The 20,098-nt window shown below is 63.5% G+C and carries 14 protein-coding genes and 1 pseudogene; 8 read left to right on the top strand and 7 right to left on the bottom strand.

The features are described 5' to 3' along the window. Nucleotides 1–47 precede the first annotated feature (47 nt). Nucleotides 48–626, top strand: coding sequence for a hypothetical protein (locus tag AC56LG_RS19720; RefSeq protein WP_497167769.1), 579 nt, complete (start codon nt 48–50; stop codon nt 624–626). A 60-nt stretch (nt 627–686) separates the two neighbouring features. On the opposite strand, the gene AC56LG_RS19715 is transcribed toward AC56LG_RS19720, so the two are convergent. Continuing rightward, nucleotides 687–1,652, bottom strand: coding sequence for a GlxA family transcriptional regulator (locus AC56LG_RS19715; protein ID WP_497167768.1), 966 nt, complete (start codon nt 1,650–1,652; stop codon nt 687–689). 115 nt (nt 1,653–1,767) lie between these two features. On the opposite strand from AC56LG_RS19715, the gene AC56LG_RS19710 reads away from it, so the two are divergent. Continuing rightward, entirely contained in the window at nt 1,768–2,658 is an 891-nt protein-coding gene (locus AC56LG_RS19710) for an MBL fold metallo-hydrolase (RefSeq protein ID WP_497167767.1), read from the top strand. A 158-nt stretch (nt 2,659–2,816) separates the two neighbouring features. Next, entirely contained in the window at nt 2,817–3,365 is a 549-nt protein-coding gene (locus AC56LG_RS19705; RefSeq protein WP_497167766.1) for a cysteine hydrolase family protein, read from the top strand. Nucleotides 3,366–3,504: 139 nt separating this feature from the next. Here the strand turns inward: AC56LG_RS19705 and cueR are convergent. Both cueR and AC56LG_RS19695 read right to left on the bottom strand, forming a co-directional pair. Next, nucleotides 3,505–3,885 (bottom strand): annotated as a pseudogene (gene cueR, locus AC56LG_RS19700) (Cu(I)-responsive transcriptional regulator); the annotation flags it as partial. A 10-nt stretch (nt 3,886–3,895) separates the two neighbouring features. Next, the gene (locus AC56LG_RS19695; protein ID WP_497167765.1) at nt 3,896–6,391 is read right to left on the bottom strand and encodes a heavy metal translocating P-type ATPase; all 2,496 of its coding nucleotides are present in this window, start codon (nt 6,389–6,391) and stop codon (nt 3,896–3,898) included. A 210-nt stretch (nt 6,392–6,601) separates the two neighbouring features. On the opposite strand from AC56LG_RS19695, the gene AC56LG_RS19690 reads away from it, so the two are divergent. Then, a complete protein-coding gene (locus tag AC56LG_RS19690) occupies nt 6,602–7,456 on the top strand; it encodes an SHOCT domain-containing protein (RefSeq protein WP_497167764.1) in 855 nt (284 codons plus the stop codon). A gap of 201 nt (nt 7,457–7,657) precedes the next feature. On the opposite strand, the gene AC56LG_RS19685 is transcribed toward AC56LG_RS19690, so the two are convergent. The 3 genes from AC56LG_RS19685 to AC56LG_RS19675 are packed head-to-tail and all read right to left on the bottom strand — an operon-like array spanning nt 7,658 to nt 14,632. After that, the gene (locus AC56LG_RS19685) at nt 7,658–8,584 is read right to left on the bottom strand and encodes a transglutaminase family protein (protein ID WP_497167763.1); all 927 of its coding nucleotides are present in this window, start codon (nt 8,582–8,584) and stop codon (nt 7,658–7,660) included. Next, nucleotides 8,581–11,142, bottom strand: a complete 2,562-nt coding sequence (locus AC56LG_RS19680; protein WP_497167762.1) for a circularly permuted type 2 ATP-grasp protein — start codon at nt 11,140–11,142, stop codon at nt 8,581–8,583. Before AC56LG_RS19680 ends, AC56LG_RS19685 begins: the two co-directional genes overlap by 4 nt. Nucleotides 11,143–11,179: 37 nt before the next feature. After that, nucleotides 11,180–14,632 carry a transglutaminase family protein gene (locus tag AC56LG_RS19675; RefSeq protein ID WP_497167761.1) on the bottom strand — a complete coding sequence of 1,151 codons (3,453 nt, stop codon included), beginning with the start codon at nt 14,630–14,632 and terminating at the stop codon, nt 11,180–11,182. A gap of 214 nt (nt 14,633–14,846) precedes the next feature. Between AC56LG_RS19675 and AC56LG_RS19670 the strand changes: the two genes are divergently transcribed. The 3 genes from AC56LG_RS19670 (at nt 14,847) to AC56LG_RS19660 (ending at nt 18,206) form a co-directional block, all read left to right on the top strand. Continuing rightward, the gene (locus AC56LG_RS19670) at nt 14,847–16,259 is read left to right on the top strand and encodes a circularly permuted type 2 ATP-grasp protein (RefSeq protein ID WP_497167760.1); all 1,413 of its coding nucleotides are present in this window, start codon (nt 14,847–14,849) and stop codon (nt 16,257–16,259) included. 1 nt (nt 16,260) lies between these two features. Beyond that, nucleotides 16,261–17,304 (top strand): alpha-E domain-containing protein, encoded by a 1,044-nt coding sequence (locus AC56LG_RS19665; protein WP_497167759.1) that lies wholly within the window; start codon nt 16,261–16,263, stop codon nt 17,302–17,304. Between the two features lie 104 nt (nt 17,305–17,408). Then, nucleotides 17,409–18,206, top strand: coding sequence for a transglutaminase domain-containing protein (locus tag AC56LG_RS19660; protein WP_497167758.1), 798 nt, complete (start codon nt 17,409–17,411; stop codon nt 18,204–18,206). A gap of 4 nt (nt 18,207–18,210) precedes the next feature. Here the strand turns inward: AC56LG_RS19660 and AC56LG_RS19655 are convergent, their stop codons facing one another. Further along, on the bottom strand, nt 18,211–19,287 hold the full coding sequence (locus tag AC56LG_RS19655; protein WP_497167757.1) for a zinc-binding metallopeptidase family protein: 1,077 nt from the start codon (nt 19,285–19,287) through the stop codon (nt 18,211–18,213). A 258-nt stretch (nt 19,288–19,545) separates the two neighbouring features. Here AC56LG_RS19655 and AC56LG_RS19650 point away from each other — a divergent pair, with 258 nt between their 5' ends. Beyond that, nucleotides 19,546–20,022: an FxsA family protein gene (locus tag AC56LG_RS19650; protein ID WP_497167756.1), complete on the top strand. Its 477-nt coding sequence runs from the start codon at nt 19,546–19,548 to the stop codon at nt 20,020–20,022. Nucleotides 20,023–20,098: the final 76 nt, after the last annotated feature.

Raw genomic sequence — 20,098 nt, 5'->3', positions numbered from 1 at the left:
CCCCGCAATCGCTTGCGGGGAGTGTTCAGTCTGCTAAGGGGTGAATAATGAACAATCCTTCGAAAACGCAGCGGCGCGTCTTACTGGCGGCGGCGCTGATTGCATCGGTCGCATTGTCCGTGACGGCAGGCGCCGACAGCCTGCGCGATTTCCTCGACAGCGAAAATCCCGTCAAGCGCGGCTATGCCATCGTGCCGCCCGGTGTCGTGTTGAATTTGGAAGGCAAGGATCGCCAGCTGGTGGGCCTGGGAAGCTACGCGATCAACACCAACGGTTGTGCCGACTGCCACAGTCGCCCGACCTATTCGCCTGGCGGCGACCCGTTCCGCGGCGAACCGGAACGACTCAATGCCGAAGAGTACCTGTCCGGCGGTCGCCAGTTCGGGCCGCAAATCACGGCACCGAACATCACCCCGGACAATGCCGGACGGCCGGCGGGGCTGACGCGCAGCGAGTTCATCCAGCTGATGCGTACCGGACGCAATCCCAGGGATCCGAGTGGCGCCATCCTCCAGGTCATGCCCTGGCCGGCGTACGGCAAGAAGACCGAGCTGGAGCTGACCGCCATGTACGAATACCTGCGTGCGATTCCCTCCTTGCCCGACAATCCGAATCCCGGACCCTGAGTCGAAAAGCCTGGGCCAGCATGCAGCGGTCGTTTGAAGGACCCGGCGATGTTAGCCCGGCTACGCCACTGCTTTTTGTCCAAAGGTCCTGCGCCAATCCCTCGGGCTCACCTGAAACCGTTTTTTGAAGTGCTGTCGCAACGACAGCGGCGTCTGGAAGCCGGTCAGTTCCGAGATTCGTTCGATTGGTATCGAGGTTGTTTCAAGCAGTTCGCGGGTTTGCTGCAAGCGCTCGTTCACCAGCCAGTCGACCAGCGTCATGCCCGTCGCTTTGTGAAAATGACGCGTAAATGTGCGTCGGCTCGTTGCTGCTCTCGATGCCAGGTCATCGATGCTGTGCTGCTTGCTGATATTTTCACGCAAGTAGTCGAGCAGCCGATTGACCTGCGAATCCTGCGTGGAGGCGGCCACGGGCTGTTCGATGAACTGCGCCTGACCACCTTCGCGATGGGGTGGAATAACCATGGTTCGCGCAACTTTATTGGCGATCTTCGGCCCATGGTAGGCACGTACCAGATACAAGCAACAATCGAGTCCCGCACCCGTGCCTGCCGAGGTAATCAAGCGGTCTTCGTCGACATACAGCGCGTTCATATCGAGCCGCACGCGCGGAAAACGCAAGGAGAAATCCTTTTCGGCCATCCAATGGGTGGACGCGCGCTTGCCGTCGAGTAATCCCGAATAGGCAAGTACATAGGCGCCGTAGCAAAGTCCGACAACGTGGGCACCCCTCGCATGTGCGCGCATCAGCGCAGCCGCCAGCTCTGGAGCAGGGCGCGCGTCCAGGTCGTGCCATCCTGGGATAACGAGGATATCCGCTGTTTCCGCCAGTTCCAGTCCACCGTCCGGCTGCACCGTCATGGCACGCTCGGCAGTCAGGGGCTGGGCACCTGGAGAGACAATCTTCAGGTCGAATAAACGGCTTTCGGCCATTTCCATGCTGAACACCAGATAGGGCACGGAGAAATGGAATGGGCTGAAATTGGGATACATGATCAGGGCGACAACTGGTGGTTTCGTATTCATGGCTGCAAACTCATGTGGTGGCCCGAAAGCATCGGTATTTGGCATGCGGGTCAATATTACTGCGGGCGCTGCGCCGCCACAATGCTGCTACCAACCACACTCATGGAGCAACAACATGCAACGACCGAAAGCGCTGGTTCTCGTCCTGTCCCTGACCCTGGGGGCAGCAAGCCTGCCGGCCCGTGCGGCCCCCCTGCCCAGTCCAGTGGCAACGAGGCACATGGTCCAGGTTCAACATATCCGCAACGCGACGGCGAAGATTACCTACGCAGGAAAGACGTTTCTCCTTGATCCCTTCCTGGCGAAAAAGGGCACGTATCCAGGCTTTGAGGGGACTTTCAACAGCCAACTGCGCAACCCGCTCATCGAACTACCAATGCCTGCGCAGGAGGTCGTCAAGGGCGTGGATGCGGTGATCGTGAGCCATACCCACCTCGACCATTGGGACGGTGGCGATCATCGCTTCATTCCGAAGGCGATTCCTTTGTTCGTACAGCATGAAGCCGATGCCAAACTCATTCGCGGCCAGGGTTTCACCAATGTCCGGATCATGGATGAGAATACCGTCTTCGAGGGTGTGCAACTGACCCGGACCGGCGGCCAGCACGGTACCGATGAGATGTACGCGAAAAAGCCGTTAGCCGAAGCGCTGGGCAAGGCCATGGGCATCGTCTTCCGGGCACCGGACACGAAAACCATGTACGTCGTCGGTGATACGGTCTGGCGTAGCGACGTCGACCAGGCACTGGCAAAGTTCAAGCCCGACGTCATCATCCTGAATTCCGGCGATGCGCGTATGGTCGGGTACGCAGGTTCCATCATCATGGGAAAGGACGATGTGCTTCACGCATACCAGCTCATGCCGGAGGCGATCATCGTTGCCACGCATATGGATGCCATCAACCATATGACGCTCAGCCGCAAGGAATTGAAGGAGCATGTCAAACAACATGGCATCGGCGATCGCGTACGCATTCCGGCGGATGGAGAAATCCTGAAGTTCTGAACGTTTTTGTGTTGCTTCAATAATCGCGGCCGGCTTTGGCTCCTCAAACTGCTCAAGGTAGGTATCTGATGTCGCAAAGCAGGCCATTTTTCGCCACAGGCTTGTCCACTCTCTTTAAACATGCCAGGGGCACTTCATTTTATGAAAGGAACATCCCAATGAGCAAACGAGCTGTCATCGTCGTTGACCTCCAAAACGAGTATCTTCCTACCGGGAAGCTGGCGCTGGCAGGCATACACGACGCGTTGAACAATGCTGCACGTGTCATTGCCGATGCCAGAACCAAAGGTGACATGGTCGTCAATATTCGCCATGAATCCCCTGATCCGGACGTACCGTTCTTTAAGCGGGGGACGGACGGCGTCCAGATCCACGAGTCCGTCGCACCGGCGCAAGGTGAACCCGTCATCGTCAAGAATTTCCCGAATTCGTTTTTGAAGACCAACCTCAAGGAAATGCTCGAAGCAAAAGAAATCGAGGAAGTAACGGTCGTTGGCGCCATGAGCCATATGTGCATCGACGCGACGACACGTGCCGCCTCGGATTTCGGCTACAAGACAACGGTCGTGCACGATGCCTGCGCCACGCGCGACCTCGAGTTCCTCGGAGAGACCGTGCCGGCCGCGCAGGTCCACACTGCGCTCATGTCGGCGCTTGCGTTCGGTTATGCGTCAGTGGTCACGACCGACGAATACCTGGCGCGCTGATCAAGCGCCAGGACGTCCGGGGCGGGCGGGGCATGGGCTACTTGCAAGCCGATGCCTTGCTACGCAGCCGGTCGCGGTCCGGAATGCCGGCCTGGCCCCTTTCCTGCACCGTCTCCTCCGCCTTTTCCTTTGCAGGATCTTCCAGCGTTGCCAGGATGGGGCAGTCGGGCAGATCGTCGCCGGCACAACAACTGATCAGCTCTTGCAAGGTATCCGCCATCTCGCGCAAATGCCGGATCCTGTCCTCCAATTCCACGATATGGGCCTGGGCCAGGCGTTTGACGTCGGCGCTCTGGCGCGACCGGTCGTTCCACAACCCGAGCAGTTCACTGATTTCAGCCACCGAGAACCCAAGATCGCGCGCGCGCCGGATGAAGCGCAGGCGATGCACGTCGTTGCGGGCATAGGCCCGGTAGCCCGATTCGCTGCGCGCCGCGGGCGGAATGAGTGCGATGTCCTCGTAGTAGCGAATCATCTTTGCCGAGACGCCTGAAGCTTTCGATGCTTCACCAATGTTCATGTCGGTCTCCTTATGAGCGACTGGGTGGGGGTGCAAAGCCGCGCAGGCGCAGTGCGTTACCAAGCACGAATACGCTGGACAGTGCCATTGCGCCCGCAGCAAAAGCGGGCGACATCAGCAGGCCCCAGGCCGGGTAGAGCACGCCGGCGGCGACCGGGATGAGCGCCGTGTTGTAGGCGAAGGCCCAGAACAGATTTTGCCGGATGTTGCCGATGGTGGCCTTCGATAGCGCGATCGCATTCGGGACGCCCTGCAGGTTGCCCGACATTAGCACCACGTCGGCTGCTTCCATCGCGACATCGGTACCGGTGCCGATCGCCAGGCCAACGTCGGCCTCGGCCAGCGCCGGCGCATCATTGATGCCGTCACCGACAAACGCAACGGCACCATGTTCGGCCCGGAGCCGCTGGATCGCCTTCACTTTCCCCTCGGGCAGCACCTCGGCGACGACCTCGTCGATACCGAGGCTAGCCGCAATTGCCTTCGCCGTGCATTCGTGATCGCCGGTAATCATTGCCACCTTCAAGCCCAGCTGGTGAAGCGCAGCGATGGCGGCCGGGGTCGACGTCTTGACCGGATCGGCCACGGCGACGATGGCGGCCAAGCGTCCATCGATCGCAGCATACAGCGGAGACTTCGCTTCCCGGCCCAGCCTGTCGGCCGTTTTCCGGAAACGATCGACATCGATGCCCAGCAAGCGCATGTAGCGGTCGGCCCCCACCTCCACACGTGCGCCGTCGACGATGGCGCGAATACCCATGCCCGTCACGGAATCGAATCCCGTTATCGCAGGGAGATCGATGCCTTCCCGCTCGGCGGCCAGCGCGATTGCGCGGGCGATCGGATGCTCGGAACGCGACTCTGCCGCTGCAATCATTGCCAATACCGGCTTGCGTTCGAATCCAGCAGCCACTTCCAGGTCGGTCAGCGCTGGCCGGCCCTCGGTCAGCGTACCGGTCTTGTCGATCGCCACGACCCGGGCGTCCTTCAGGAGTTGCAGGGCTTCGCCTTTTCGGAACAGCACACCGAGCTCCGCACCACGCCCGGTCCCGACCATGATCGAGGTCGGCGTCGCCAGTCCCATCGCGCAGGGGCAGGCGATCATCAGCACCGCCACGGCGTTGACCAGGGCAAAGCTGAGCGCCGGCGAGGGACCGGACGTGAGCCAAACAAGGAAAGTGATAAGCGCGGCAAGCATCACCGCCGGCACGAACCACATGGTGATTTTGTCGACGACCGCCTGGATCGGCAGCTTCGAGCACTGCGCCTGTTCGACCAGGCGGATGATCTGGGCGAGGACGGTTTGTCCGCCGACGGCCGTGGCGCGCAGGGTCAATGCACCTTTCTGGTTGACGGTTCCGCCCACCACCGCACTGCCCTGATTTTTCCTGACCGGCACCGGTTCGCCGCTGATCATGGATTCATCGACGTAGCTTTCCCCCTCCGTCACCTCGCCATCGACCGGAATGCGCTCGCCTGGACGCACCTCGATTCGGTTGCCCGCTGCCACATCGCCGATCGGAATATCGGTCGTGCCTCCGTCGCGCACCACGTGGGCCAGCTTCGCCTGCAGGCCCATCAGCCTCCCGATGGCCTGTGAGGTACGGCCTTTTGCCTGAACTTCCAGGAAGCGGCCGAGCAGGATCAGCGCAACGATGACGACAGCCGCCTCGTAGTAGACGTTGACCGTACCCGCCGGCAGCAGGCCAGGTGCGAAGGTGGCGACGATCGAGTAGCCATACGCTGCCAACGTACCGACCGCGACGAGCGAATTCATGTCCGGCGCAAGCCGCAGCAGTGCCGGTAAACCCTTTATGTAGAAGCGACGGCCAGGAACCAGCAGCACCAGCGAGGTCAGGAGGAACTGGAAGGTCCAGCTCCGTCCTTGACCGATGTTTTCCATGACCCAGTGGTGCAGGGCCGGAATCAGGTGCGAGCCCATTTCGAGGATGAAGACGGGCAGGGCCAGCGCCGTTGCAAGCAGCAAATCGCGCCTGAGCGCCAACCGCTCCCCATCATTCCTGGCCGAGGTGCCGCCCTCAGGAGCGCCTGCAACAGGATCGAGCAAACGCGCTTCATAGCCGGCCTTGCCAGCTGCCGCCAGCAGCGCGTCAGGCGCCGCCATGCCGCGAACCGTAGCGCGTCCGGTTGCCAAGTTGACCGTTGCCTGTGCCACACCCGGGATTGCCCGGAGTGCACGCTCGACCCGCCCGACGCAGGAAGCACAGGTCATGCCCTCAACAGAAAGCTCAACCGTCTGCGGGGGAACCTCGTATCCCGCCTTCTCGATTGCCTGCACCAGCGCCACGCGGTCGACTGTACCGTTCCCGCTCGGCCGGACTTCGGCCCGTTTCGTGGCGAGGTTGACCGTGACGCTCCCGACACCTTCGACTTTCCGAAGCGCCGCTTCGACACGTCCGACGCAGGAAGCGCAGGTCATGCCCTCGATCGGCAGACTCAGGGCTGGCCTACCAGTACCTGACAACTGTTTGCTTGTGACGCTCATGCTTCGATCCTGTATATGTGTTCGACTGACTGCCAGCGTACACATTCCCATCGTGGGAAGGTCAAGCGGAAGTATGGCGACATCACGAGATGAGTGCTGCGCTGCGTCACGCCCTGAAGGTGCGTGTTATCTTGTTAACACCTTGGTTCGCGGACCTGGCAATCTGGCCGGGCACACCCGCGGCGCACACTCACCTTCAGGAAGACGAGCATGCAACAACTTTCCCCAGCCGGGCAGCAGATCATCGACGGCATCGCCCAGCGCTATGGGTACAGCACGGAAGCAGTCCTGAGCATGCTGCAATCGGTCATCAACGGCAATGGCAGCATGGCCCAGTTCAACCATCCGGAATTCGCCGGCTCCGGCCAGTGGATGCGTGGCGGCATGACGATGGTGTCGGACATGTTCAACAACAACCTCAAGAACACCATCAACAACCTGTGTTCCGAACTGGCGCAACTGGTGGCGACGCAACCGGATCTGATCAGGAGCGGCAGTTTTCAATCGCAAAGCCAGGGCGGGCAGCAGCAGAACAGCTATGCCGGCGGTGCGCCTGTCAGCGGTGCAGCCAGCAGCGGCGCGAGCCTGTTCGTCGCGCCGGCCTCCGGCAGCGGCGACTGGTGGGGGCCCGACCTGCGCTGGCCGAACAGCACCGGCGCGCAGAACGGCGTGCGCTACGCCTACTTCGCCCAGGCGCGCCGCCTGGCGATCGAGGTCAATGGCAGGGTCACGATCTACGACACGCAGGACCATCAGATCGGCGGCTTTTCGCAGCAGCAGTCGTATGGCGGTTCGCTCAGTTTTAATAGCCAGTACGGCCTGGTCGACGTGGCGCGCCTGCCGGTCGTGTCGGTCGACGGCGTGGCGCCAGTTGCGGAAGCGGGCCAGGCAGCGCAGCCGGCCCCGGCGTCAGCCCCGGCCGCCGCGCAGCCGTCCAATCCGGGCATGGCGGGCGACCTCGACATTTTCGCGACGATCGACAAGCTGGCCGAACTGCGCAGCCGGAACATCCTGACCGACACGGAATTCGAGACCAAGAAGGCGGAGTTGCTGGCGCGTTTGTAAGCGGTCTCTGGGTTCAGACACGTAAGGTGGGCGGCTGCACCCGGGTGGGGGCTCGGTCGCTGCCTGATTGCCGCCCACGCGTTCAACCACACTCTGAAACTTCGCGACGCATCACCGGCTGGTTGAACGCGTGGGCGGCGCACACGCCGCTGGTCCGAAAACTGGAGAGGTGCAGCCGCCCACCTTACGGGTCCGCGCTTCTCAAGCCGCGCCCGGCAGCGGCAGCGGCGTCACCGTCACCTGCACGTCGAGCTCCTGCTGGCCGCCGCCGAGCACGATGCCGCGCATCGGGGTGACGTCGCTGAAGTCGCGCCCCCAGCCCAGCGTGATGTGTTCGTGCTGCACCAGGCAGCGGTTGGTCGGGTCGAAATCGACCCAGCCCAGCGCCGGACAATACACCGACACCCAGGCATGCGAGGCGTCGGCGCCGATCAGGCGCGGCTTGCCGGCCGGCGGGTGGGTCAGGATGTAGCCGCTGATGTAGCGCGCCGGCAGGCCGAGGCTGCGCAGGCAGCCGATCATCAGCTGGGCGAAATCCTGGCAGACGCCGCGCCGGATGCGCAGCACCTGTTCCAGCGGCGTCGAGATGTCGGTCGCCTTGACGTCGAATTCGAAATCGTCGAAGATCCGCTGCGTCAGGTCGAGCGCCGCGTCGAGCTGCGGCCGGCCCGGCGTGTAGCTCAGGCGCGCATAGGCTTGCAGCGCCGGGAAGCAGGTGACGTGGGGCGAGGCGTACAGGTAGCGGCAGGCTTCCAGCGTCGCCGCGCTTTTTTCCTTGCCCATCATGTCGCGCAGGCTTTCCCACGGCAGCGTGCCGGCGATCTGCGCCAGGGTCGGGCGGGCGCGCAGGGCGACCGTCGATTCCGCATGCACCAGCAGGCTGTCGTGCGGCACGGTGATCGACACGTGGCGGGTGCCGTTGCCGAAGTAATCGACGCCATCCCGGCTTTCGTTGACGGCCGGATCGAGCCAGATCAGGTGCGATTCGGTCTGCTGGAACGCGAACGAACGCGGCGTCAGGTGCAGGTATTGCTGCGACAGGCTGACCGAGCTCTGGTAGTTGTAGCGGGTTTCATGCACCACGCGATAGCGCGCGCACACCGCGGCGCCCGTCGCAAGATCGGTCATGATGAGTGGTTCCTTTGCTGGCCATGGTCGGTATAGCTGAAAAATTGTACGCTGATCTGCTCCGACAGGGCCGCGCTGGCCAGCTCGATCCGGTTCAACAAATCGCTCAGTTTGGTATTGCCGTGCTTGAGGTCGGCGTCGGGCTGCAGCGCCAGCACTTCTTCCCTGAGCGGCGCCAGCAGGTCCGCGCCGCAGGGGCCGTGGATCTGCGCGACCTTGTTCAGGGTGCGCAGGATGCCGTCGAGCTGGAACAGCACCGAGCGCGGATTCGATTCGTCGCACAGCAGCAGGTCGAGCACCGGCAGCCACTCGGGCTGGGCGCGGTAACGCACGCGGTAGGTGATGCTGCTGTCGGACAGGTCGAGCAGCCAGTCGAGGCTGCCGTTCGGGTCCATCGCCAGCGCGCGCTGCAGCGCCAGGCTCTGGAATTGCAGCCGCTCGAGGCGGCGCCCGAGCGACATGAAGCGCCAGCCGAGGTCGCGCGTCATGCCGTCGAGTGCGAAGCCGGCCAGCGTCATCAGCGCGCTGGCGGCGTCGTCGAGGATCGTCATCACTTCCGACTGCGACGGCCGCTTGCCGGGCAGGGCGGCCGGCTGCGCCATCCGGTGCAGGGCGCGCCAGTTGTCGGCCGAGAAGCGTTCGTGCAGCTGGCCGGCGATCCGGTGCAACTGCTGCTGTTGCATGGCCAGGCCGGGAACGGCGGGGGACACCACCGCCTGCAGCAGCGCCGACTCGATTTCGGCATCGGTCGGGGGAACGACGGGCGGAGCACCCGGCGCATCCGGCTGCGGCTCCGCGTCGACCAGCTGGAACCAGCCGCACAGCGCCTCGACCGTCGCCCATTCCGCGCCGCGCTGCTCGACGGGCACGTTGAACAGGATCGTGAGCGCGACCCGCAGCAGGCGGCAGATATTGTCGCAGCGTTCGGTATGGCGCCCGAACCAGAGCAGGTCTTCCGCCACCCGGCTCGACAGGTTGGTGTCTTCGCGCACCAGGTCTTCGGCCCGGATGCTGTGTTTTTGCAGGCGGTGCTGTTCCACCCCGGCGCAGGCCTGCACCCAGGTGTCCTTGCTGGCGCCGCCGCGCTGGATCGTCAGCACGCGCGCATCGGGCCCGGTGGCGACCCGGGTCAGGCCACCCGGCATCACGACGTAACCGTTCGGGGTGGCGCAGGCGAACACGCGCAAGCCGATGGCGCGCGCCTGCAGGCCAGGCACCGCGCCGGCGATCGTGCCCGATGCGGCGGTATCGGTCCACACCGGCGCCTGCGACAGCCGCACCACTTCCTGCGCGATGTAATTGTTCGGGTTGGCGCGCAGCTCGGCGATGAAGGCAGCGCGCGCATCGCCGCTCAAATCCTGGCCGAACACGGAAAACGGCCGCAGCTGCGAAAAGCTCGGTTTGATGACCAGCCGCTCCAGCCTGGCGATGACGGCTTCCAGCGCCGGCGCTTCGCCGCACCACCAGGTGGCCACCGACGGCATTTTCAGGGGTTCGCCCAGCAGCCGCCGCGACAGCGCCGGCAGGAAGCCGAGCAGGGCGCCCGATTCGAGCAGGCTCGAACCGAGACTGTTGGCGACCAGCACATTGCCGCGCCGGGCGGCCTGCGTCAACCCCGCCACCCCCAGCATCGAGCCTTGCAGTTCGAGTGGATCGCAGGCTTCGTCGTCGACCCGGCGCATGATCACGTGCACCCGGTGCAGGCCAGCCAGGGTTTTGAGGTAGACCACGCCGTCGCGCACGGTGAGGTCTTCGCCTTCGACCAGCGGCAAGCCGAGATAGCGTGCCAGGTAGGCTTGTTCGTAATAGGTTTCGGTGCTCGGACCCGGGGTCAATACCACGATCAGCGGCATCTCTCCCTCGCGCAGCGGGCTGGGCGCATCGCCCCTGGCCGCGCACAGGCGTCCCCAGTGCACCAGGCTGTCGTGCATGGTGCGGAAAAACCCGGCGGGCGAGCGCACCTTCAGTTCGCGCAGCAGGTCGGGGAAGATCGGCGTCAGGATGGAGCGGTTTTCCAGCGCATAGCCGGCGCCCGACGGCGCCTGGGTGCGGTCGGCCACCACCCACCAGCGGCCATCGGGTGCGCGCGCCAGGTCGACCGCATAGAAATGCAGGGCGACGTCGTCGTGGTGGCGCATGCCGTGGCAGGGGCGCAGGAAGCCGGCGTGGCCGTGGATCAGCGCCGGCGGCAGCAAGCCTTCGCGCAGCATGTCCTGCTTGCCGTAGACGTCGCCAAGGATTTTATTAAGCAAGGTGGCGCGCTGGACCACGGCCGCCTCGATGCCGCTCCATTCCTCGTGCGGCAGGATCAGCGGCAGCGGGTTCAGGTCCCAGGGACGTTGCGTGCCCACGGCGTCGATCTGGACGTTGTAGGTCACGCCGTTTTCGCGGATCTGGCGCTGCACCATCTCCGTGCGCTGGCGCATCACCTCGGGCGCTTCGTGCTCCAGGCTGGCGAGCAGGGCGCGCCAGTGCGCGCGCGGCACCCTGGCCGCGTCGAGCATTTCATCGTAGCCATCCGGCGCGGCCAGATAGCGGGCTAGTAGTTGATCAGGCATGACGCGCGCAGCTGGGCAGTGGGAACGGAACGATACGTCAATACGGCTGCCAGCGCAAATCGAGCGTCATCGGGAAGCTCGGATTATGCTCTTCCTTGTACACCGTCATCGGGCCGGGCGTATGGCCATGCGGCCAGAAACGCGCGAAGCGGCGCGCCTCGGCCGCATTCGCATTCACCGGCGAACCGGTTTCGTTGCGCCCGCCCGGATGCACCACGTGATAGGTGCAGCCGCCGATCGAGCGGCCGTTCCAGGTGTCGACCAGGTCGAACACCAGCGGCGCCTGCACGCCGATGCTCGGGTGCAGGGCCGACCACGGGCTCCAGGCGCGGAAGCGCACGCCGGCCACGTATTCGCCGGGAATGCCGGTCGGATGCAGCGGCAGCATGCGGCCGTTGCAGGCGACCACGTGGCGCCCGTCGGTCAGCCCGCGCACCCGCAATTGCATCCGCTCGACCGACGAGTCGACGTAGCGTGCGGTGCCGCCGCCGGTGACTTCCTCGCCGAGCACGTTCCACGGTTCGATCGCCTGGCGCAGCTCCATCTCGACGCCTTCGTAGACGACGGTGCCGAAGCGCGGGAAGCGGAATTCGATGAAGGGCTCGAACCAGTGGTCTTCGAACGCATAGCCGGCAGCACGCAGGTCTTTGGCCACGTCGCGGATGTCCTGGGCGACGAAATGCGGCAGCATCCAGCGGTCGTGCAGCGCGGTGCCCCAGTGCACCAGTTTGGCGTTGAAGGGCTGGTTCCAGAAGCGCGCCACCAGTGCGCGCAGCAGCAGCATTTGCAGCAAGCTCATGCGTTCGTGCGGCGGCATCTCGAAGGCGCGGAATTCGACCAGGCCGAGGCGGCCGGTCGGGCCGTCCGGCGAATACAGTTTGTCGATCGAGAACTCGGAGCGGTGCGTGTTGCCGGTCAGGTCGACCAGCAAATTGCGCAGCAGGCGGTCGACCATCCACGGCTTGTCGCCCGGGTGCATGGTCGGCAGCACCTTGTCCATCTGCTGGAAGGCGATCGCCAGTTCGTACAGGTTGTCGTCGCGCGCTTCGTCGACCCGCGGCGCCTGGCTGGTCGGTCCGATGAAGGTGCCCGAGAACAGGTACGAGAGGGCCGGATGCACCTGCCAGTAGGTGATCAGGCTTTTCAGGAGGTCCGGGCGGCGCAGCATCGGGCTGTCTTCGGGCGTGGCGCCGCCGAGGGTGGCGTGGTTGCCGCCGCCGGTGCCGGTATGGCGGCCATCGTGCATGAATTTCTCGGTCCCCAGGCGGGTCAGGCGCGCCTCCTGGTACAGGGTCGTCATGTTGGAGACCAGTTCGGACCAAGACGCCGCCGGATGGATGTTCACTTCGATCACACCCGGATCTGGCGTGACGCTGAGCAGCTTGATGCGCGGATCGCGCGGCGGCGCATAGCCTTCGAGGCGCAGCTTCATCTGCAGCTTGGCGGCGGTGTTTTCGATCGCCGTCACCAGCGCAAGGTAATCCTCGATGCGTTTCAAGGGCGGCATGAAGATGTACAGGCGGCCGGCGCGCACTTCGGCGCACAGCGCGGTATGAATGACTTCGCGCGCGCTTGGGTCGGCTGGTGCTTCGCGTTTTGCCACCGAGTTGGCAACGGCGTTTTTGGCTGCATTCGCCGCCATCTCGGCCGCTGCCGCCGCCGCCGGGTTGGCCGGTGGCTTGGCAGCCGCTTTGCCGCCTACGCCCAGGACCGGGCGCTTGTTCTTCTTGTCGTTCTCCTTTTGCCCATTGTCCTGCTTGTGCTTTTCCGCAGCCGGCAGCGCGCCGCGCGGTGCGAACGGGTCGACGTCGAACTCCGGATCGCGTTCTTCCGGCAGCACCCAGGGCAGCGTGGACAGCGGCAGGCGCAGGCCGATCGGCGAGTCGCCTTCGAGCAGGTACAGGTGCTCGCGCCGGATCGGCCAGGCCGAGGTTTGCCAGTTGGTGCCGAGCATGACGCTCGGGTCGTAATCCTTGGCTTTCAAAGGCAGTACGTAGCCGGCCACCGTGCCCAGGCCGCGCCCGAGCAGGCGCGCGAGGCGGCGCCGTTCTTCCGGCGCATTCAGGTCGGCCTGCAAGGGGTCGAGGTTGCGTGGCAGCGCCTCTTCGCGGCGCGCCTGCTGCAGCACGTCCTCGTAGGCGGGAATGGCGCTGCCGTCGGGCAGGCCGAGCATTTTCACCAGTTCCGTGACGAAGCGGCCGGCCTCATCGGGGCCATAGCCTTCGGCGACGTGTTCGTCCGAGAACAGGTTCGGATCGAACCACATCGGCTGGCCGTCGACGCGCCAGAAGATATTCAGCGCCCAGCGCGGCAGCGGCTCGCCCGGATACCATTTGCCCTGGCCGTAGTGCAGCATGCCGCCCGGTGCAAAATGGTTCTTCAGCCGGTGCATCAGGTTGCCAGCCAGCTCGCGCTTCTTGTCGCCGTGGGCGAGGGTGTTCCATTCGGGACCGTCCATGTCGTCGATCGAAACGAAGGTCGGCTCGCCGCCCTGGGTCAGGCGCACGTCCTGGCGTTGCAGGTCGGCGTCGACCTGCTGGCCGAGGCGGTCGATTTTCTGCCAGTCGTCTTCCGTATACGGTTTGGTCACGCGCGGGTCTTCGTGGATGCGGGTGACCGTCATCTCGTGGAAGAATTCGACCTCGGCCTTGTCGGTATAGCCCGTGACCGGCGCCGCCGACGACGGCATCGCCGTGCAGGCGAGCGGAATATGGCCTTCGCCGGTCAGCATGCCCGAAGTCGGATCGAGCCCGATCCAGCCGGCGCCGGGCACGTACACCTCGGTCCACGCATGCAGGTCGGTAAAGTCGACAGCGGTGCCGCTGGGGCCGTCGAGGGCTTCCTGGTCGGCGCGCAATTGAATCAGGTAACCGGACACGAAGCGCGCCGCCAGCCCGAATTCGCGCAGGATCTGCACCAGCAGCCAGCCGCTGTCGCGGCAGGAGCCCGAGCGCAACTGCAAGGTTTCTTCCGGCGTCTGCACGCCCGGTTCCATCCGCAGCAGGTAGCCGATGTCGCGCTGCAGGCGCTGATTGATGGCCACCAGGAAGTCGTTCGTTCCCATCGAATACTCGAGCAGATCACGGCGTGCCGCCGCTACCCATTCGGTGAGCAGCGGGCCGGGCGGCTCCATTTTCAGGTAGGGACTCAGTTCCGTCGTGAGTTGCTTCGGGTACGCGAACGGAAACGTTTGTGCATAGTCCTCGACGAAGAAATCGAAGGGATTAATGACCGTCATGTCGGCCACCAGGTCGACCGTGAACTCGAGCATGTCCGCTTTTTCCGGGAACACGAACCGGCCGATGTAGTTGCCGTACGGGTCTTGCTGCCAGTTGATGAAGTGGTTGTGCGGCTGCACCGTCAGCGAATACGACAGGATCGGGGTGCGCGCATGCGGTGCCGGGCGCAGGCGGACTTCATGGGGTGACAGGCTGACGAGACGGTCGTAGCGGTAACTGGTTTTATGGTGGAGTGCGATGCGGATTGCCATGCAAGACTGCCTTTCGATGTGGGCGCGATCGATGTGGGCGCGATCGGGTGGCGTAATGTAAATTAACGCAATTATATGAGCGCAATTATATGAACGTCATTTTATAGACGTAATGCTATCTATTTAAGCATGATTGCCCCTCCGATTCGATTGACTTGCCATTTGAACTATAGGCTGGCACGTTTCTTGTTAATATTCCGACATGGAGGAGACGATGCCGAACTTTTACGACGAAATGTATTCAAATGGGGAAACTGTACGGCCTCATTACACCGCGTTTGCCGAGTGGCTTGCGCAACAGCCGCCGAATCTGATCGAACAAAAAAGGGCGGAAGCCGAGCTGAACTTTCAACGCGTCGGCATCACGTTTGCTGTGTACGGCGACAATGCCGGCAAGGAGCGCCTGATCCCCTTCGATATCATTCCGCGCGTGATCAACGCCGCCGAATGGGCCAAATTGCGCGCGGGCCTGGTCCAGCGCGTCACTGCGCTGAACCGCTTCCTGCACGACGTCTACCATGACCAGGCCATCCTCAAGGCCGGTGTCATCCCGCGCGAGCAGGTGCTCAACAATGCGCAGTACCGGCCCGCCATGCAAGGCGTCAAGGTTCCGTCCGACATCTACGCCCACATTGCCGGCGTCGATATCGTGCGCGCGGGCGAGGGCGAGTTCTACGTGTTGGAAGACAACCTGCGCGTGCCGTCCGGTGTGTCGTACATGCTGGAAAACCGCAAGATGATGATGCGCCTGTTCCCCGAACTGTTCGCGCGCAACCGCGTGGCGCCGGTGGACCATTATCCCGACATGCTGCTCGACAATTTGCGCTCGGCGGCGCCGCAAGGCACCGACGATCCGACCGTGGTCGTCCTGACGCCCGGCATGTACAACTCGGCCTATTTCGAGCACGCTTTCCTGGCCCAGCAAATGGGCGTGTCGCTGGTGCAGGGGCAGGACCTGTACGTCGACGACGACACCGTCTACATGCGCACCACGCGCGGACCGCAGCGGGTCGACGTCATCTATCGCCGCATCGACGACGATTATCTCGATCCGCACGCATTCCGTCCGGAGTCCACCCTGGGCGTGCCGGGGCTGCTGCGCGCGGTGCAGGCCGGCCGGGTCGGCCTGGCCAATGCGATCGGCACCGGCGTCGCCGACGACAAGTCGATCTACCCGTTCGTGCCCGACATGATCGAGTTTTATCTGGGCGAAAAGCCGATCCTGAACAACGTGCCGACCTACCAATGCCGCAAGAAGGAACAGCTCGACTACACCTTGGCGAATTTGTCCGAACTGGTGGTGAAAGAAGTCCACGGCGCCGGCGGCTACGGCATGCTGATCGGACCGGCCTCGACCCAGGCCGAGATCGAAGCCTTTCGCGCGCGCCTGCTGGCCAATCCGGAAGGTTATATCGCCCAGCCGACGCTGGCGCTGTCCGCGTGCCCGACGTTCGTGGAAGCGGGCATCGCGCCGCGCCATATCGACCTGCGCCCGTTCGTCCTGTCGGGCAAGACGGTGTCGATGGTGCCGGGCGGACTGACGCGCGTAGCGCTGAACGAAGGGTCGCTGGTGGTCAACTCGTCCCAGGGCGGCGGGACAAAAGATACCTGGATATTGGAGAATTAGTATGTTGAGCCGCACCGCAGACCACTTGTTCTGGATGGCCCGCTATACCGAACGGGCTGAAAACACCGCGCGCATGCTCGACGTGCGCGTGCAGTACTCGCTGATGCCGCAATCGGCACAGGCCGAGCAGCAGGGCTGGCGCACGATGCTGGGCGTGTCCGAGCTGCAGTCGCAATTCGATGCCAAATATGCCTCGCTGACCCAGAAGGAAGTGCTCGACTTCATGGTGCGCGATCCGGACAACCCGTCCTCGATCGCCAGTTGCCTGCGCGCTGCGCGCGAGAATGCGCGCGCCGTGCGCGGTACCCTGACCACGGAAGTGTGGGAAATCGTCAACTCGACCTGGCTGGCGCTGCAGCAGCACCTGAAAAGCCGCACCTTCGAACACAACCCGGGCCAGTTCCTGGAATGGGTCAAGTACCGCTCGCACATGTCGCGCGGCGTTACGCTGGGCACCATGTTCCAGGACGAGGCATTCAATTTCATTCGCCTCGGTACCTTCCTGGAACGGGCCGACAACACGGCGCGTATCCTGGACGTAAAGTTCAGGTTCTTCGATTCCGATATCTTCGAGGACGGGGCAGAGGGGGAATTCTATTACCTGGGCGCGCTGCTGCGCTCGGTGTCCGCGTTCGAAACCTACCGCAAGGCCTACCGCGACGCCATCACGCCGAACCGGGTGGCCGAGCTGCTGATCCTGGAATCGAAGATGCCGCGTTCGCTCGTCGCCTGCCTGTGCGGCGTCGTCTCCAATCTGCAGGAAGTGCGCAATGATCAGTCGCACGAGACCGAGCGCCTGGCCGAGGAGCTGTATGCCAGGCTGCAGTCGGCGCAGATCGAGGACATCCTCGAAGAGGGCCTGCACCAGTTCCTGACGCGCTTCCTGGCCTCGATTGCGGAACTGGGCAACGGCATCGGCCGCGATTTCCTGCTGCCGGTGGCGCCGGAACTGCCGGAGGAAGCACCGGTCGAAGCGGCGCCAGCCGCATCGCAAAGTCAGACGCAGACCCAAACCCAGACCCAGACGCAGGTCCAGGCGGGTTGAACAGCCGACGCACCAGACGATGGCGCAGCGCACCGCGATGAGGAACGGCGGCGGCGTGTGCGTCGGCGTGGTGCGCCCATCCAGACATGGAAAGCGAGCCTGCCATGTGGCTGCGTACCAGTTGTAAGCTCACCTTTACCGTCCCCAGGCCGACGCCTTTCATCCTGATGCTGCGTCCGCGCAGCGGCGCGCAGCAATGGGTAGGGCGTGAAGCCTATACCTTGAACCCGAGCGTGCCGGTGCTCGAATTCACCGATGCCTACGGCAACCTGTGCCAGCGCCTGGTCGCGCCGCCCGGCGAATTCTCGATTCAGACCTCGGCCGACGTGATGACGGCGGATGCCATCGACGTCGCCCCCGGCGCACCCTTCGACGAAGTGCAGAATCTGCCCGACGGGGTGCTGACTTACCTGCTGCCCAGCCGCTATTGCGAATCCGAGCGCTTTCTGGACATGGCCAGCGGCATCGTCGCCGGCGCCGCCCCGGGATACGACCAGGTTGCCGCGATCTGCGACTGGGTCCGGCGCGAGGTACGTTTCGACTGCGCCTCGAGCCAGGGCCACATGGCGGCGACCGAGATCAACGCACGCCGCGAAGGCGTCTGCCGCGACCTGGCGCACCTGGGCATCGCCCTGTGCCGCGCCCTGTGCATTCCGGCACGCATGGTAGTCGGTTACCTGCATGGGCTGGCGCCGATGGACTTGCATGCCTGGTTCGAAGCCTGGGTGGGCGGCCGCTGGTACACCTTCGACCCGACCCAGGATGCCCCGCGCGGCGGCCGCGTGACCGTCGCCTATGGGCATGACGCCGCCGACGTGGCGATTTTTAATCAGTTCGGACCGGTACTGGCGCCGCACGAGATGCAGGTATCGGTCGAGCTGCTCGAGGCAGCGCCAGCCTGATTTCCTACAGTGCCGCCGGCGCTTTGATCTGCGCGCGCACCACCTTGTGCACGAATCCCAGCTTCTCCAGCACAGGTGTGCTGAGCGTAAATGGATACGAGTCCGGCATCCCGATGCTGCGGTTCAAGCTGTTGAGCACATAGGTCAGCGCGAACCAGTCATGGAGGATGTCGTCCAACGAGTCCGTCTTCGTGGGCAGCGTCACGCTGTCGAGCGCCGGTTCGTCCTTCTTGCGCGGATGCAATGCCAGGCCGCAGGAATTCGCCGTTTCCAGCGTATCGAGCATGTGCAGGTAATGGGCCCAGGTTTCGGCCCAGTCTTCCCACGAGTGCGAACTGGCGTAGGTACTGACGAAGCGCGACTCCCAGTCGGCCGGCGGACCGTCGCTGTAGTGGCGTTTCAGCGCGTCGCCGTAATCCTCGCGCTCGTCGCCGAACAGGGCGCGGTACTCGTCGATCCATTCGCTGTCGGCTACCAGCCGGTCGAAATAGTAGTGCCCGCTTTCGTGGCGGAAGTGCCCCAGCAGCGTGCGATAGCGCTCATGCATTTGCTCGCGCGTGCGTTCGCGCTCGGCCGGGTCGGCTTCGGCGATGTTCAGCGTGATCAGGCCGTTGTCGTGCCCGGTCATCACGCACTGGTCCGATACGCCGTCTTCCAGGAACTGGAAGGCCAGGCCCGTTTCCGGCTCGACTTCTTTCGACTTCGGCGTCAGGTTCAGCGTCGCCAGCGAAAACAGCAGGCGGCGCTTGGCCGCTTCCAGGCGCGACCAAAGAATGTGGTTTTTTTCCGACGTCAGCGCTGGAATGACGACCGTCAGCTGGCACGACTCGCACAGATCGTGCGGGTCGTCCGCCGGCAGCATCCAGTTGCAGACATTGTGTTGGACATAGTTGGCGCACTGCTTGTACAGCTTGCCCTCATCGTTGCGGTGCAGGCTGCGCCACTGGCCCGTTTCGGTCTGCTCGAAGGCGTTGACGCTGCGCGTGGCGGGCTGGTAGCCGAGCGTACTCTGGCAGTTGAAGCAGAGGGTGTTTTCAAAAAATATCTGGTGTGAGCACTTGTCGCAATGGAAGGTTTTCATGGTGATACGCCGGTAAGAGGAGGTAACAAGAGGTTGTCAGTGTTGAGCTATTAATAATTTAACAGCAAATCCAAACGCGAAACGCGCGTGTCGGACAACGCCTCATATCGTGCGCGTGCGCCGTACTACAGGCCGGCGGCATGGATGCCCCGCATGATCTGCACCCGGCGGGTGACGAAGCCCGACATGGGAGCGTCCTGTTAGAATTTGCGGCAACCTTCCGATGCCATTTGCAGGAGTACACAAATTCTACGTTTTATGATCAGAGCGGTAACCGGCAAGCCAAAGCTGACGCTTGCTGTCGTCTTGTTGGTACTGGCAGCCCTGGCCAGCACGATGACCTACGTCGGTTTCCTGGTCGTTGGCGTGCTGGCCGATTATCTCGGCACAGGCCGGTTCGCGGCAGGGTTGCTTCTTGGCGTGCTGTTGGCCAGGTTTCCCGCGATACGCAACGGCAAGCTGCGCCTTGTCGGCCTGTTACCGAAACCTGCCCGCCGGCCACTCATCGTGGCCCTGCTCGCACTTTGCCTGCTGACCCTGTTGTCGCGCGGCGAAATCGTGCCGGCACTGTTTACAGGGTTCGCTACGGTGTTTCTCCTGACCTTTCCCTGGCTGCGAAGGGCACTATTCGATCGCATGCTGTCGTCCGTCTTCAAATTCACGGGGCGCCCACATCCTCGCAAAGGCAGCGACGACATGGTGATCGAGGGTGAGTTCAGGGAAAAGAAAGACTGAGGTTTCCGGAAATGAAAAACGCCAACCTGCATGGGTTGGCGTGTTGTTTTATACACGGATTTTTAATCCTCTGCTG

This window comes from Telluria sp. ZB2R32, from assembly GCF_059685715.1.
Note: the sequence above shows the minus strand (reverse complement) of the source record. Positions and strands in the feature narration are given on the sequence as shown.

Bases quoted from the DNA above. Each gene is read 5' to 3' on its own strand.
- AC56LG_RS19670 (WP_497167760.1), top strand. From the start codon at position 14,847: ATGCCGAACTTTTACGACGAAATGTATTCAAATGGGGAAACTGTACGG.
- AC56LG_RS19720 (WP_497167769.1), top strand. From the start codon at position 48: ATGAACAATCCTTCGAAAACGCAGCGGCGCGTCTTACTGGCGGCGGCG.
- AC56LG_RS19685 (WP_497167763.1), bottom strand. From the start codon at position 8,584: ATGACCGATCTTGCGACGGGCGCCGCGGTGTGCGCGCGCTATCGCGTG.
- AC56LG_RS19710 (WP_497167767.1), top strand. From the start codon at position 1,768: ATGCAACGACCGAAAGCGCTGGTTCTCGTCCTGTCCCTGACCCTGGGG.
- AC56LG_RS19675 (WP_497167761.1), bottom strand. From the start codon at position 14,632: ATGGCAATCCGCATCGCACTCCACCATAAAACCAGTTACCGCTACGAC.
- AC56LG_RS19665 (WP_497167759.1), top strand. From the start codon at position 16,261: ATGTTGAGCCGCACCGCAGACCACTTGTTCTGGATGGCCCGCTATACC.
- AC56LG_RS19680 (WP_497167762.1), bottom strand. From the start codon at position 11,142: ATGCCTGATCAACTACTAGCCCGCTATCTGGCCGCGCCGGATGGCTAC.
- AC56LG_RS19690 (WP_497167764.1), top strand. From the start codon at position 6,602: ATGCAACAACTTTCCCCAGCCGGGCAGCAGATCATCGACGGCATCGCC.
- AC56LG_RS19655 (WP_497167757.1), bottom strand. From the start codon at position 19,287: ATGAAAACCTTCCATTGCGACAAGTGCTCACACCAGATATTTTTTGAA.
- AC56LG_RS19705 (WP_497167766.1), top strand. From the start codon at position 2,817: ATGAGCAAACGAGCTGTCATCGTCGTTGACCTCCAAAACGAGTATCTT.
- AC56LG_RS19695 (WP_497167765.1), bottom strand. From the start codon at position 6,391: ATGAGCGTCACAAGCAAACAGTTGTCAGGTACTGGTAGGCCAGCCCTG.
- AC56LG_RS19715 (WP_497167768.1), bottom strand. From the start codon at position 1,652: ATGAATACGAAACCACCAGTTGTCGCCCTGATCATGTATCCCAATTTC.
- AC56LG_RS19650 (WP_497167756.1), top strand. From the start codon at position 19,546: ATGATCAGAGCGGTAACCGGCAAGCCAAAGCTGACGCTTGCTGTCGTC.
- AC56LG_RS19660 (WP_497167758.1), top strand. From the start codon at position 17,409: ATGTGGCTGCGTACCAGTTGTAAGCTCACCTTTACCGTCCCCAGGCCG.